Source organism: Bradyrhizobium canariense (genome assembly GCF_900105125.1).
Taxonomy (GTDB): domain Bacteria; phylum Pseudomonadota; class Alphaproteobacteria; order Rhizobiales; family Xanthobacteraceae; genus Bradyrhizobium; species Bradyrhizobium canariense_A.
Genome location: NZ_LT629750.1, coordinates 3,244,145 through 3,257,778, shown reverse-complemented (window position 1 = coordinate 3,257,778; position 13,634 = coordinate 3,244,145). Strand labels below are relative to the sequence as shown.

General features: G+C 59.9%; 15 protein-coding genes and 1 pseudogene. 3 read left to right on the top strand and 13 right to left on the bottom strand.

Annotated elements, in window-relative coordinates:
- Positions 1-76 precede the first annotated feature (76 nt).
- Together BLV09_RS15555 and BLV09_RS15550 are read left to right on the top strand one after the other, a co-directional pair.
- Positions 77-1,276: a hypothetical protein gene (locus BLV09_RS15555; protein ID WP_146687951.1), complete on the top strand. Its 1,200-nt coding sequence runs from the start codon at positions 77-79 to the stop codon at positions 1,274-1,276.
- 136 nt (positions 1,277-1,412) lie between these two features.
- Positions 1,413-2,448 (top strand): annotated as a pseudogene (locus tag BLV09_RS15550) (LLM class flavin-dependent oxidoreductase).
- Here BLV09_RS15550 and BLV09_RS15545 read toward each other — a convergent pair.
- From BLV09_RS15545 to BLV09_RS15505, 9 genes are all read right to left on the bottom strand, one after another.
- Positions 2,406-2,693: a chaperone modulator CbpM gene (locus tag BLV09_RS15545; protein WP_146691140.1), complete on the bottom strand. Its 288-nt coding sequence runs from the start codon at positions 2,691-2,693 to the stop codon at positions 2,406-2,408. The pseudogene BLV09_RS15550 and the gene BLV09_RS15545 sit on opposite strands and share 43 nt — an antisense overlap.
- Positions 2,694-2,695: 2 nt before the next feature.
- Positions 2,696-3,610 (bottom strand): DnaJ C-terminal domain-containing protein, encoded by a 915-nt coding sequence (locus tag BLV09_RS15540; RefSeq protein WP_146687950.1) that lies wholly within the window; start codon positions 3,608-3,610, stop codon positions 2,696-2,698.
- Positions 3,611-3,655: 45 nt separating this feature from the next.
- Positions 3,656-4,189, bottom strand: coding sequence for a nucleotide exchange factor GrpE (locus BLV09_RS15535; RefSeq protein ID WP_146687949.1), 534 nt, complete (start codon positions 4,187-4,189; stop codon positions 3,656-3,658).
- A gap of 50 nt (positions 4,190-4,239) precedes the next feature.
- Positions 4,240-6,168: a molecular chaperone DnaK gene (gene dnaK, locus BLV09_RS15530; RefSeq protein ID WP_146687948.1), complete on the bottom strand. Its 1,929-nt coding sequence runs from the start codon at positions 6,166-6,168 to the stop codon at positions 4,240-4,242.
- 131 nt (positions 6,169-6,299) lie between these two features.
- On the bottom strand, positions 6,300-6,788 hold the full coding sequence (locus tag BLV09_RS15525) for an Hsp20/alpha crystallin family protein (protein ID WP_146687947.1): 489 nt from the start codon (positions 6,786-6,788) through the stop codon (positions 6,300-6,302).
- 64 nt (positions 6,789-6,852) lie between these two features.
- Positions 6,853-7,506 carry a BON domain-containing protein gene (locus BLV09_RS15520; RefSeq protein WP_146687946.1) on the bottom strand — a complete coding sequence of 218 codons (654 nt, stop codon included), beginning with the start codon at positions 7,504-7,506 and terminating at the stop codon, positions 6,853-6,855.
- Between the two features lie 172 nt (positions 7,507-7,678).
- Positions 7,679-8,371 (bottom strand): hypothetical protein, encoded by a 693-nt coding sequence (locus tag BLV09_RS15515; protein ID WP_146687945.1) that lies wholly within the window; start codon positions 8,369-8,371, stop codon positions 7,679-7,681.
- A gap of 23 nt (positions 8,372-8,394) precedes the next feature.
- Positions 8,395-8,796, bottom strand: a complete 402-nt coding sequence (locus BLV09_RS15510) for a PRC-barrel domain-containing protein (RefSeq protein WP_244549100.1) — start codon at positions 8,794-8,796, stop codon at positions 8,395-8,397.
- Positions 8,797-9,038: 242 nt separating this feature from the next.
- Positions 9,039-9,395, bottom strand: coding sequence for a DsbA family protein (locus BLV09_RS15505; protein WP_174556544.1), 357 nt, complete (start codon positions 9,393-9,395; stop codon positions 9,039-9,041).
- Positions 9,396-9,529: 134 nt separating this feature from the next.
- On the opposite strand from BLV09_RS15505, the gene BLV09_RS15500 reads away from it, so the two are divergent.
- Positions 9,530-10,252: a helix-turn-helix domain-containing protein gene (locus BLV09_RS15500; protein ID WP_146687944.1), complete on the top strand. Its 723-nt coding sequence runs from the start codon at positions 9,530-9,532 to the stop codon at positions 10,250-10,252.
- On the opposite strand, the gene BLV09_RS15495 is transcribed toward BLV09_RS15500, so the two are convergent.
- From BLV09_RS15495 to BLV09_RS15480, 4 genes are all read right to left on the bottom strand, one after another.
- On the bottom strand, positions 10,249-10,887 hold the full coding sequence (locus tag BLV09_RS15495; protein ID WP_146687943.1) for a response regulator transcription factor: 639 nt from the start codon (positions 10,885-10,887) through the stop codon (positions 10,249-10,251). The two genes, BLV09_RS15500 and BLV09_RS15495, sit on opposite strands and share 4 nt — an antisense overlap.
- On the bottom strand, positions 10,877-12,595 hold the full coding sequence (locus BLV09_RS15490; protein ID WP_146687942.1) for a sensor histidine kinase: 1,719 nt from the start codon (positions 12,593-12,595) through the stop codon (positions 10,877-10,879). The genes BLV09_RS15495 and BLV09_RS15490 overlap by 11 nt, the downstream gene beginning before the upstream one ends.
- Before the next feature lie 195 nt (positions 12,596-12,790).
- On the bottom strand, positions 12,791-12,991 hold the full coding sequence (locus BLV09_RS15485) for a hypothetical protein (RefSeq protein WP_146687941.1): 201 nt from the start codon (positions 12,989-12,991) through the stop codon (positions 12,791-12,793).
- 10 nt (positions 12,992-13,001) lie between these two features.
- On the bottom strand, positions 13,002-13,622 hold the full coding sequence (locus BLV09_RS15480) for an HdeD family acid-resistance protein (protein ID WP_146687940.1): 621 nt from the start codon (positions 13,620-13,622) through the stop codon (positions 13,002-13,004).
- Positions 13,623-13,634: the final 12 nt, after the last annotated feature.

Below are 13,634 nucleotides of genomic sequence, written 5' to 3'. Positions count from 1 at the left end.
AAGGCCGCCGAGCGGCGCCTCAGTCAATGTTTTTCGATCAGGCCGGATCTCCGCGGCGGTGCTGAACGAGGGGCCGATGCTTCACATCGATATTCCGACTCTGGAGGAGTTCAAGGCGCTTGCACAGATCAAGGGCGATACTTGTGTTTCGTTGTACCTGCCCACCTCGCCCTTGGCCGGCAACATCCGCGCCAATCGCATCGCGTTCAGGGACCTCGCCAGGGAGGCGCTGGCGCAGTTGAGCGAGGCCGGCGCCGACAGGCGCAAGATCGCCGTTTTCGAGGGGCGCTTCGATCATCTCGCAGGCCTTGAGCACGACGTTCAGGATGAAGAAGACAAAATCAGAAAGCTCCAGCGCGCCAAGCCAGACCCGTTCGATACGTTCTGGCACTATCAGGCGCATGGGCTGGCGGTGCTCTCGACCCCCGGCCTGATGCGGATGTTCCGCCTTCCCGACGCGCCAAAACCGCTGGCCGAGGTGGCGGACCGACTGCATCTGACGCCACTGATACGCGCCATGACGTCGCCGCACGATATCTTCGTGCTGGCATTGGCGGAAGAAAGCGTCCGGCTGATCCACGCCTTCGTCAATTTTCCGCCGGTGCGGCTGCAGATTCCAGACCTGCCTGGGAACGCCGAGCAAGCGACACGACGTCCGTCCTTTCACGTACGGGCTCCGCGCGGCCGGCTGCAAAACCTGGAAGGCGAGAAGGTGCTCCTGCATAAATATGTGAGGAAGGTCGAGCAGGCCATACACGGCGTATTCGCCGGGCTGAACACCCCGCTGGTTGTTGCGGCGGAGGAGCCGGTCGCCTCGATGTACCGTTCGCTTAATAGCTATCCGGGACTGGCCGACGAGATGATCGAAGGAAATCCGGATCAGAAAACGGACGCGGAGCTGGAAGACGCTGCAATCCCGATTCTCGACCGTCTCTATTCGCGCGAGGTAAAGGCGGCGATCGCGCTCTACGACCAGCTGAAGCCGCGACGTGCGACGACGGATGTCTCCTATGCCGCGCATGCCGCAACCGCAGGCGCGATCGAGCAACTGCTCGTCGATCTCGACGCGGTTGTTCCCGGTCTCGTCAGCGACGTCGATGGCAGCGTGATATATTCAGCTTCCGACGATGCCGAGACCTACAGTGTTGTCGACGAAGTTGCGCGGCGCGCGCTGTCTACCGGGGCGAGGGTGCTGGGCGCGCGGCAGGAGGAATTGCCGGACCGGGCGCCGCTGACCGCCATCCTCCGCTACGACTTTGGCTTGATCCAGCCGTGACAACGGCAATTCGTTCGGCGCGGGACTACGCCGGCTGCGGAAGACACCTAGATAATGGGAAGGACGAAGCTTGATCGCATCTGGCGTGTGCCCGCGATCTCTTGGCCGCGAGATTATCTGAAAACTGGAGATGCTGGTGATTCCCTTCTCGGTTCTGGACCTGTCGCCGATCAATCAGGGCAGCGATGCGGCCCAAGCCTTCCGCGATTCGCTCGATCTGGCGCAACATGCCGAACGCTGGAATTACAAGCGGTTCTGGCTTGCCGAGCATCACAATATGCCCGGCATTGCCAGCGCCGCGACCGCGGTGGTGATCGGCTATATCGCCGGCGGCACCAGGACCATTCGTGTTGGATCGGGCGGCGTGATGTTGCCAAATCATGCGCCGCTGGTCATCGCAGAGCAATTCGGTACGCTGGAATCGCTTTACCGGGGCCGCATCGACCTCGGGCTCGGCCGCGCACCCGGCACCGATCAGCGTACTGCGCGCGCGTTGCGCCGGATCTGGCCACGACCGCTGAGAATTTTCCCCATGATGTCATGGAATTGCAGGCCCTGCTGGGGCCGCTGCAACCCGACCAGATGGTGCGGGCTGTGCCAGGTGCGGGATTGCGGGTCCCGATCTGGCTGCTCGGATCGAGCACGTTCAGTGCGCAGCTCGCTGCGATGCTCGGTTTTCCGTTTGCGTTCGCGTCGCATTTTGCCCCTTCGGAGCTGATGCGGGCGCTCGATGTGTATCGCGCCCGCTTCCAGCCGTCGGAACAGCTTTCCGAGCCTTACGCGATGGTTGGCGTCAATGTCTTCGCCGCCGATACCGATGCCGAGGCGCGGCGTCTCATCACATCGCTGCAACAGCAGTTCGTTAGCCTGCGGCGCGGCACGCCCGGACCCTTGCCGCCGCCGGTCGACAACATGGATGAACTCTGTCCCCGCTGGAGCGGATGGGAGTCGAGGAGACGCTGGTCTATTCCGTGGTCGGTACTCCGGACGCCGTCGAGCGGGGGCTTGAAGCATTCATCGCCGAGCCCGGTGCAAACGAACTGATGTTGACGGCGCAAATCTACGACCACACGGCGAGACTCCGCTCTTTCGAAACCGCGGCCGAAATACGGCGCCGCATCGACGCCCGTCAGCCGAGGTCCTTGCTGCGATCGGATGCTTCCATCGCCTGAATATCCCTGACCAGGCAGCGCAGCCCGTACAATTGATCGAGCAGATGCAAAATGATCGCAATGCCCTCGTCGTTGATGCCGAAATCCGCTTTGAGATCCCGGATCAGCCGAACCCGCGCCAGATCGGCTTCTGAAAATTGAAATGTCTTTTTGCTGGCTACCGGTACCAGCCACTCCGCTTCGACCCAGGCATTTAATGTCCGAGTATCGAGGTGCGATCGACCGATGAATTCCTGGGTTTCCATCATCACACTCCCATCGATTGCCGCGGACTGTATTCCACCGGCTGCCACCCCGCGACGAATGCTTCGAGTTTCGGATCCGGCTTTTCCGGAAGTATCAGCATCAGCTTGACATATTCATCGCCCTTGCTGCCGTCGGCACGCGGCACGCCACGTCCTTTCAACCTCAGAACGCGGCCGGTATTTGACCATTTTGGCACCGCCACCGCGACCGCTCCGCCGGGGGTGGGGACCCTAACCTTGGCGCCCAGCACCGCCTCCTTCAGCGATATCGGAAGGTCCAGATAGATGTCGTCGCCTTTGCGGGTGAAGTAGGGATGCGGCAGCACGCTGATCTCGATCAGCGCATCGCCTGCCGGACCCTCGCCCGGCGCCGGGCGGCCTTTGCCTCTCAGTCGCAAGATCTGGCCGTCCCGCGTTCCCGGCGGGATGTTGACATCCAGCGTGGTGCCGTCAGGAAGGACAATAGACTGCTTGCCGCCATTGACGGCATCAAGGAAAGAAAGCTCGAGATGATAGCGTACGTCCTGGCCCCGCCGGCGGCGGCCTGCGCTGCCGGCACGGCCGAAAATCTCCGAGAGAATATCTTCGCTGCCGGCGAAATCGCCGAAATCGGAAAAGCCCGAGTTGTTGGTGTAGGCAGACCAACCGTTCTGATCGGCGAAATCCCTGTAGTATTGCTGGCGCGGCCGCTCCGTGCCTGAGGCGTCGATTTCGCCGCGGTCAAACCGTGCGCGCTTTTCCGGATCGCCCAAGAGGTCGTAGGCAGCCGAAACTTCCTTGAACTTGTCTTCGGCAATCTTGTTGCCGGGATTGAGATCCGGGTGCAGCTTTTTCGCCAGCCGGCGATAGGCTTTTTGAATCTCTTCCTGGGTCGCATGCTTTTTCACGCCCAGCGTTGTATAGGGGTCCACGGCCAATGCCCACTCCTGTCTGCACGCCGGCATAGCTGAGCGAATGTGGCGTCATTGTTCTGCCGGCTGCCACGATTTTTGTGGCGACTTAGCCACCACGACGCGCGCCGGCCGCAACAAACGGTCGTGAAGCGTATAGCCGTTTTCCAAAACTTGGACGACGCTGCCGGGTGGTTGTTCGGTCTGATCCGTCTCCATCACCGCTTCGTGCTTGCCGGGATCGAAAGGCTGGTTGAGGGCGCTGACTTCCTTGACGCCGAATCGATTGAGAATCTGTGTCAGAACGCGATCGGTGGCGGCCACGCCCGCGATCAATCCGTCTACCTTTCCAGCGTCCCCCTCGGCGGCGCCGAGGGCACGGCGCAGATTGTCGACAACCTGAAGCAATTCGCGGGCAAAGTTCGTGATCGCGTATTGCTGGGCGTCCTGCGCGCGCCGTTCACCCTGACGCCTGGTATTCTCGGTCTCGGCCAGCGCCCGCATCAACCGCTCACGCAAAGCAGCGATTTCGGATGCCGGATCGTTACTATTGCCGTTGCCCGTAGCTGACGGGTCGACATCGTTGTCCATGGTGTTTTCCGCCATGTCATGCTCCCGATCTCGTACTCGACGCGTCAGCGTGAAGCCTCAATGTTTCAGGACGCCTTACGGCCGCGAGGATCGACTTCCTCGAATTCGGCATCGACGACGTTGTCGTCGGAAGCGCCGCTTCCGTCACCGGACGGTTTGGCTTGCCCGCCGGCGTCATTGGCGGCTTGCGAAGCCGCGCGATTGAGCGCTTCGGCGGTTTTGGAAGCGGCCTGCTGCAGACGTTCCGTCGCCTGGCGGATCGATTGAACATTTTCCGACGTCAGATTTTGCTTGGCGTCGGCGAGCGCCTGTTCGACCTCCCTCTTCAGGTCGGCGGCGATCTTGTTCTCCGCCTCTTTCAGGGCCTTCTCGGTGCTATAGATCGCCGCGTCGGCCTGGTTGCGCGCCTCGACCAGTTCCTTGCGGCGCTTGTCTTCTTCGGCATGCGCTTCGGCTTCCCTGACCATCTTCTGGATATCGGCCTCGCTCAGGCCGCCGGACGCCTGGATCCGGATGCTCTGCTCCTTGCCGCTCGTCTTGTCCTTGGCTGAGACGTTGACGATGCCGTTGGCGTCGATATCAAAGGTGACCTCGATTTGCGGGACGCCTCGCGGCGCCGGCGGAATCCCGACCAGATCGAACTGGGCGAGGAGTTTATTGTCGGCCGCCATCTCGCGCTCGCCCTGGAAGACGCGGATGGTGACTGCCGTCTGATTGTCCTCGGCCGTCGAGAAAACCTGGCTGCGCTTGGTCGGTATGGTGGTGTTGCGATCGATCAGCTTGGTCATGACGCCGCCAAGCGTTTCGATTCCGAGCGACAGCGGCGTCACGTCGAGCAAGAGAACGTCCTTGACATCGCCCTGCAGCACGCCGGCCTGGATCGCCGCACCGATTGCGACCACTTCGTCCGGATTGACGCCCTTGTGCGGCTCCCTCCCGAACAGTTTCTGCACGGTTTCCTGGACTTTCGGCATCCGGGTTTGGCCGCCGACCAGCACGACCTCGTTGATGTCAGAGGCCTGCAGCCCCGCGTCCTTCAACGCCGCCTTGCACGGCTCGATGGTGCGCTGAATCAGATCGTCGACCAGAGCCTCCAGCTTTGCCCGTGATAGCTTGATGGCAAGATGCTTCGGCCCGTTCTGATCCGCCGTGATGAAGGGCAGATTGACCTCGGTCTGGGTGGCGCTCGAGAGTTCGATCTTGGCCTTTTCGGCGGCATCCTTGAGCCGCTGCAGCGCGAGGCGATCCTTGCGCAGGTCGATGCCGTTCTCCTTCCGGAATTCGTCAGCCAGATAGTCCATGATCCGCTGGTCGAAATCCTCACCGCCGAGGAAAGTATCGCCGTTGGTCGATTTGACCTCGAACACCCCGTCGCCGACCTCAAGAATCGAAATGTCGAAGGTGCCACCACCGAGGTCATAGACGGCGATCTTGCCGCTTCCCTTCTTGTCCAACCCGTAAGCCAGTGCCGCCGCGGTCGGTTCGTTGATGATACGCATCACGTCAAGACCGGCAATCCGGCCGGCGTCCTTGGTGGCCTGGCGCTGGGCATCGTTGAAATAGGCCGGCACGGTGATCACCGCCTGCGTGACGGCGCTGCCGAGATTGGCTTCCGCGGTTTCCTTCATCTTGGTGAGAATGAAGGCGCTGATCTGGCTCGGCGAGTATTTCTTGCCCCTGACCTCGACCCAGGCGTCACCGTTATCGCCGGGCACGATATGGTAGGGCACCATCGCCTTGTCTTTCGCGGTGATCGGGTCGTCATAGCGTCGGCCGATCAGCCGCTTGATGGCGTAGACCGTGTTTTCCGGATTGGTAATGCTCTGGCGCTTGGCCGGCTGGCCGACCAGGACCTGGCCATCGTCGGTGAAGGCGACCATCGACGGCGTGGTGCGGCCGCCCTCAGCATTTTCGATCACCCTGGCCTTGTTTCCTTCCATCACGGCAACGCAAGAGTTGGTGGTTCCGAGATCGATGCCAATTGCCTTCGCCATGATCAGGCTCCTTGTTCAAAAGATGCGTGTAATCGCTTTCGCCGTTTCAGACTTTGTTCGATTAATATGCGGGACGCGCCAGGTGCGTCGGGAGGAAAGACGGCCAGCGCGTCCCGCGGCCGCTTGGGGACTCAAGCGGCAGCCTTATTCTCTTGCTTGGCCTCTTCCTTAACCTCGATTTTCTTCGGCTCTGATTTGGCCGGCTTCGGAATCGCAATCTTCAGGACGCCGTTCGACATGGTGGCCTGAACGCTCGACGGATCAATGCCGGGAGGCAGTTGCAGCACGCGCAGGAATACGCCGTAGCTGCGCTCGCTGAGCTGAACGTTCTTGTCTTTCTGGTTTTCCTCGATCTTCTTCTCGCCGCGAATGGTGAGGGTGTCATCGTCAATCGAAATCTCGACGTCCTTGCGCTCGAGGCCCGGCATCTCCGCGCTGATTTCGATTGCCTTGTCGGTTTCCGAGATTTCGATGTTGGGGATAATCTTCGCGCTCGGGCCTACTCCCTGCGCGAATTCGCTGAACAGCCGATCAATCTCGCGATGCAGACCGAACAATCCGAAATCAGGTCGCGTCAACGCGCCGCCATCACGAAATGGAATCAGTGACGTTAGCCTCATGGGAACCTCCTTGTTGCCTTGGTTGATTTGCTGAATGTGCGTCGTATCGGCTGAAACGGCGCTGTCACGGACTGACCACGATGCGGTCTTCGACCTTGGTGATGCCGGGCGCCGACCAGGCGACGCGCTCGGCTTCCTCGCGCTCGATCCAGGAGCGAACGGTGCCTTTCAGCGTCACCACGCTGCCGTTCGCTTCGACGGTGATCCGATCGGCATCCACCTCGGCATTTCGCTTGAATGCGTCCTGGATCTTGCGCTTGAGCTCCGAGGGTTCCACCTTCGGCTTCACCGTAATGACGTTGGTGACACCCTTGACGCCCTTCACTTTTCGCACCGCGGTTTCAGCGGAGGTTCTCTGATATTGCCACTCCGCCGTGCCTTCCAGGGTTATCCAGCCGTCCTTCACGACGACCTTGATCTTGTCGTGAGAGATCGGCAGTTCCGACTTCAGGGCTGCGACAGCGTCCTTGGCAATATCTGGATCGGGACGTTGATCAATCGCCGGCAGCCGGACCTCGATATCATTCGCAACAGCGTGAACTCCGGCCACGCGTTTCGCGGCGAATTCCGCTTCAAGCCTATCAGCGTAACTGTGGGTGAAACCTGCCAGCGTGACAACGCCATTTTTGACCGATATAGCGATGTCCTCGGCATCAAGATCGGGATCCCATTTTAACTCTTCGCGAACATCGCGCTCTATCTCACTGTCGGACTTCATGATTAGCTCCTCGTCTGGATAAAGGGGCAGATTTGGTGGCTCGGTGGAATACGCTACCGATCACGGCCAGTTTTATCAGAGGTCACGCGCGCGGCCATGACGACCATCAACTTTCGCTCCAGGTTTGTCGGCCGTGGCGAGCGAGGGCGGTTCCAGAGTGGGTTGCTGGCTCCTACCGAAGCGGCCGCTCAAGGTCATCGTGGCGGTAGCGGTACGGCCGTCCCAACCGTTCGTCGCCCAACCAAGGGTCGACCCGTAGCGAGTGGAGCGGAAGATCCTCCGACCGTGTTGCCAGTTCGATTTCATGAACATGGACGGCTTGCCCACCGTGTCGGGTCAGAATTTCCTGGGCTTCGGCTTCTTTCTCCGGCGATCGGACTCGCACCCAGATAAGCAAGCCCTGCCATTCAGACTGCTTTTCCAATCCGAGCGTGCGCTCTCGATATAGCCGCCGACGTACTCGGGTCACCGCTATGCCGCCTACGATAAGCCCGCTCAGTATCGAAAAGATGCCGACGTAGAGAGGTTCTGTGCCGCGCGCGACAAGGATGGCTGCAACGGTGATAGCGGCGATGCATCCCGCGATGCTGCCAGCGACGGCCTCGGCGCTTAGCACGTCGTCGATGCCCATGAAGGATTGCCGAGGGGTGATCGGCATATCGACGAGATCCGCCGCAGGAATTGACTGGTAATTCAAGCGCCGGTCCAGCTCGTCGACCGAGGCACTGACGTCGATATCCGCGCGGTCGATTCCCGCAACAAGCAGCTCCTCTGCGGCGTCGATGAGCGCCTTCCGGGAATGGAAGACGCCCGTCACCTCGCGCGTGCGCATCCGGTCAAGGATATCTTCTGACGGCCCGAGCATCTGGGTTTTCCCAGGTAGCGGCTTCACGACGCCGGATAGTTGAATTGAGACAACTTCTTCAGTTCGTCCTTCGACGCGCCGGGCAGGGTGATCTTCTGGCCGGTATCGTCAATGACTAAGCTGTCATACGGCACCGCCACAAGATGCCCGCCCACGCCGAGGAAGCCGCCGACCTGCAACACGGCGAAACTCAGCTGCTTCTTGTCCTTGTCCGCGATCACATCATCGACAGTCCCGATCTTCTCGTTCTTGTCGTTGATGACGCTGCTGCCAATCAGCTTGCTCATCCGATAGCCCTTCGCCACGACCGAGAGGTCTACCTTGATGAGTTGTATCCCTATTTGTGGCAACGCTGGACCTGTGGCGAGGGCGAGCGCGAGTACGGCCCCGATCAGGGGCATTCGGAATACTGCGGAGGCAACCATGGCTCTCTCCTGAAGTTTGACCGGAGTGGCGGGGATAATTCCCGGACCCCGAAGCAGCACTGACCATTGTCAATTTCACGGAAGGTTTTTGAATCGTCCACGCCGGTCCGATCGGAAGCTCTTTCAGATCGGCTATGCGTCGGCGTCGGCGGCGAGGCGCATCTGGATTCCCGCGACCAGGTTGGCGTAGTCGTAGGCACCGTCAGGCCGCACGCCATTTATGAAGAAGGTCAGGGTTCCGTTCACGCCGCTACGTATGCCGCCCATAAGTCGCAGTGTACCCTATTTCGGTACTGGCCCGTCTCCAAGGCGTTCCGCATTGCTATTTCGGGAAGCCCGAGCTCTTCGGCGATCAGGAAGATCGTCGGTATGCTCAGCCTGCTCTGGTTTGCAAAGAGAGCGTCATGCATCTCCCAGAACAGCCCGGCCGCGCCGGCGAACTCAGCGCTTTCGGCGGCGATCTCGGCGTGCGGATGCACTTCGGTCAGGGGGAAATGACGAAAGACGAGCCGCATCCGCCCGCCGAAATGCCGCTGCACCTGGTTGACCACGGGATGCGCCAGCGCACGATGCCGCATTCGGTCCCTGTCGTCCTTCATCCGTGACCGCATTACGTATTTTTACGTATGCAAATTTACCGAATTTTTTGATCGTTATCGCTGAGGGATAGTTGGCTCTGCGGAAGGATAAATATCTCTCGATACGAACGGATCCTCGAACAAGGGACGCGGTCATGAAAACGAGAACCCACGCAGCGGATTACTATCGGCGGATACTTTCAGCGCAGCCCCATGCGTTGAAACGCCTCGATCCATTTGCAGCGATTGTGAAATGCCATCGCGGCCAGGAGATTTCGAATGATTCAGGACCTGCGGGCCACTGGTATTACGTTATCGTTGGCGCGGTCCGGCGCTGCTCAATCCGCTCGGACGGGCGGCGACAAATCGTCGATCTGATGCTGCCGCGGGATTGCTTCTTTGTTTCGGACAGCAGGAGGGATGAGACGATCGAAGCGATTGCCGAGGAGACTGTGCTTGCGAGCTATCCCGGCGGACGGGTTGAACTTTTCGCGGAGCGTGATCCGCAGTTCGCGCGTGAACTGCGCGAGGTAGCGTTTCAGTCCCTCACGCGATCCCAGGAACAACTCCTGATCCTTGGTGGCGTCACCGCGCTTGAGAAGGTCGGGTCCTTCCTGCTTTCGCTTGACGGGCGAGCGTTGGAAGCAAGGGGGCAGGTGGAACTGCCCGTCACGCGCTATGACATAGCCGAATATCTCGCCGTCTCGGTCGAGACCGTGTGTCGTGCCATTACAGATCTGCAGCACCGCGGCGTCATTACTTTGGCAGGCAAGCGAACGGTCAAAATTCTGAACCGGGGCGCCCTGGAAGACCGTGCCGGTGCAAGGCTGCCTGATCGCCGGCCGGAGCCGATGGCGCTCAGTCGAGCCGCGGCCTAGCCTTTTTGTCTGTTGGTGGGTAACGGCGCGTTCAGCCGCGCCATCACCCCCAGACGGATGACATCCGTGAGCTGACGTATGCCCAGCCGCTCCATCATGCGCGCTCGGTGGACCTCGACCGTGCGCACGCTGATCCCGAGATCGTAAGCGATCAGCTTGTTTGGGCGGCCTGCCAGCAGCCCATCAAGAACCTCCCGCTCGCGCGGACTGAGAGTTGCGATTCGCCGGATGGCGTCGGCGATATCGTGGTCGCGATTGTGCTGGTTCTCTCTCGCAAACGCCACCTCGATCGACCCGAGCAAGGCATGATCGCTGTAGGGCTTCTCAAGGAAGTCGGTTGCACCGGCCTTCATCGCGCGAACGGCGGTCTGAATATCGCCCTGGCCAGTCACGACGATGACGGCGAGGTCATTTCTCATCTTCATAAGTTGCGTCTGGACCTCCAGTCCGCTCATGCCCGGCAGGCGAACGTCCAACAGGACACAGCCGGTCTTGAACGTCTTTGCCGCCGTCAGAAAAACACTTGGATGGTCGAAGGTGATCGGCTTGAAATTCGCCGAACTCAGCAGACGTTCTAGCGAACGAAGCACGGCGTCGTCATCATCCAGAACGTAGACAGTTCGTTCAGTCGCCATGTGCCGCTCCACAGGACGGAAGGGTAAAGCGAAAAATGCTTCCGCCTCCGGGATTCGGCTCTAGTATCAATTGACCGTCATGCGCCTCGATAATCGAACGTGAGATAGACAGTCCCAATCCCATGCCATCGTGCTTATTTGAAACAAACGGCCGAAACAATTGGCCGGCAATATCGCCATGAATGCCGGGTCCAATATCGGCAACGGCAATTTCGATCATCGCATCATCGAGGGCCTTCGTCGTCAGGGTAACCTCCCGCGGTTCTTGATTGGCCATCGCCTCAAATGCATTGCGGACGAGATTGACAATAACTTGCTGAATTTGAACCCGGTTCACCCATACTTCGCGGGCCTTGTCATCGAATTCAAACCGCAGACGCAGCGCCAGCGGAGTGACGCTATTCAATACAAAGGCGCTGGCTTCCTCGATCATCGAAGGAAGTTCCTCGATTCGTCTTTCCGTCTCATCCCTGCTGACCAATTGGCGGAGGCTGCGGACGATCTCGCTCGCCCGCAATGCCTGCTCGCAAGCCTCGTCGGTGACCTCAAGCGCGCTCAGCATATTGACCTGCCCGCCACGCGCAAGCAGCCGCTTCGCTGCATTGACTGAATTGACGACCGCCGTAAGCGGCTGGCTGATTTCGTGGGCGAGGGCGGCGGCCATCTGAGCGGCTGCGGTGAGGCGGGCGGCAAGAAGAAGGTCATTCTGCAGTTTTTGAAAGCGCAAATCGATTTGCGCGCGTTCGAGCTTCTCCGCAACGAGCCGCTTGTTAGCCTCTGCCAATTCAAATGTCCGCTCTTCCACGCGTTGCTCCAGACCTTCATTCAGATGATGCAGCGTTGCTTCTGAATTCTTTTGCGCACTGAGATCGCGGCTCACCGTTGCGACGTTCATCGGTTCTCCGGTGCGTGGATCGTCGATCCTGAAGCAATCGATCTGGAAAGGTATTTCTATTCCAGATCCGAAATGCTTGAGGTCGAGTTCTCCCTTCCAACGGCCCATGCGCAGTACCAGAGGCCAAACCTCATCCTCCACAGTCTTTCGGTGTTGTGGTGAAACGAAATCGAGTATGTGAAGCCGCAACGCGTCGTCGAGGCTGGCAAGTCCCACCAATTCAAGACCGGCCGGATTAACGTACTGAACCTGGCCGCTCAGCGAGGCGATGCCGACGAGGTCCGTCGTTCGCTGCACCAAGGCTGTAAACCTTCTCTTCTCGGCGTCTCCCAGCCACTGCTGGAACGCGATCGCCGCCTGATTGGCCCCGGTATTGAGGAGCAGCTTCTCGGTCCTGGTTGGAAATGTGTGGCGAATAGAGCCTGCAGCGAGGGTTGCATCGCCACCGAACCCGATGGGCGCGGTCATCACGCGCAGGCCGCTGCTGCCGGATACGTCGGCAATGATAAATTCCCGCCCGCTGCCGAGCGTGGCTCTTTCCTGCTGCAGCTTCTTCTGGACGCGTTGCAGGTTCGCCGAATCCAGCTTCGGACTGCTGCGGGCCAGTTCGGTGACGAACTGGTTGCCCTGGCCAGGCAGTGCAATGAAAACGAAATCGGCATCCAGCATCGAGATCAGCGCGGCAACAATGCTTGCGCCGATCTGACGCATATCATAGTTCTGCCAGCCGGCCGGCAGCGTCGAGAGCGCGACCAGATCGCGAATACAACGCCGCAACTCACTGAAACTTGCAACCGGCTCCGTCCACGGCATTGCCTGCGCCTTGAGTTACTTTCGCGGCGGCCCGGATGAGTTGGATACCTTTCTTCTGTGGTTGGCAACGCCAAATTGGTTCAGCAACTCGGCGCAGGGTGTTTCGCTGTGAAGAAAAAGCAGCTTGCGTCAGTTATTCGACACTTGCCGCAATTTTAAGGCGAGCCGGCGATGTTGTACCGATGATCAGGGATGTCATGCTTTTCGGGCGCGGCTGGACTTCGTCTTGCGTCGCTTGGGAATGCCGACACGGGCCAGGGCTACCCAGGCCGGAGGGTCGCTGGCAGGAAAAGTTTCGATCAGGCTCTCATCGATTTCGTCGACCGTTTCAATCTGCAAGGGCCGGGCGGGTGCCCGGCCTTTTCGGCTTTGATGGCTCAATACCTTGGGCGCCATCGATTTCGGCCTAAGCGGCTGTTCCGACCGCAGTGGGGCTGACGCGTTCATGCTGCCGCGACCGGAGCTTCAAAGAGAAGATGACTAGCGCGACACCGAAAACCAGTGCGTAAGCGCCCAGCCACCAGGTGAACACGACAGCTCCGATCAACGGCGTGATGATGAGGAGCACGCCATAGGCGAGGGACAATAGCCCGCCCAGAACCAGCCACCACCGGCCATGCTCAATGTTCAACCGGAAGCCAGCGGCCGTCATCAGTCCGCCCGAGACAATCGCCCAAGCGGCAATCAGCCAGACGAACGCAACAACGGTGAGGCCCGGCCAGAGAAAAGCCACAACGCCCGTGGCGATATCGAGCAGCCCCTCAAATATCAGCAATCCCCAGCGGTCCTCCTTGCGGCGGATCGCCCGCACCGCCGAAATGATTCCGAAGATGCCGTCGACCATCATATAGGCGGAGAACAGCAGTACCAGCGACAGTATCGTTGGACCGGGAAAGATCAGCGCGAGGATTCCAAAGATGATGCCTAAAGCGCCTCGCAGCGTAAACAGCCACCAGTTTTGAACGAGTGTCTCTGCCGCCGGACTAGAGCCGACGCCAGAGGTGGAGTTGAATGTGGTGCTGGCCATGTCATGCTCCCA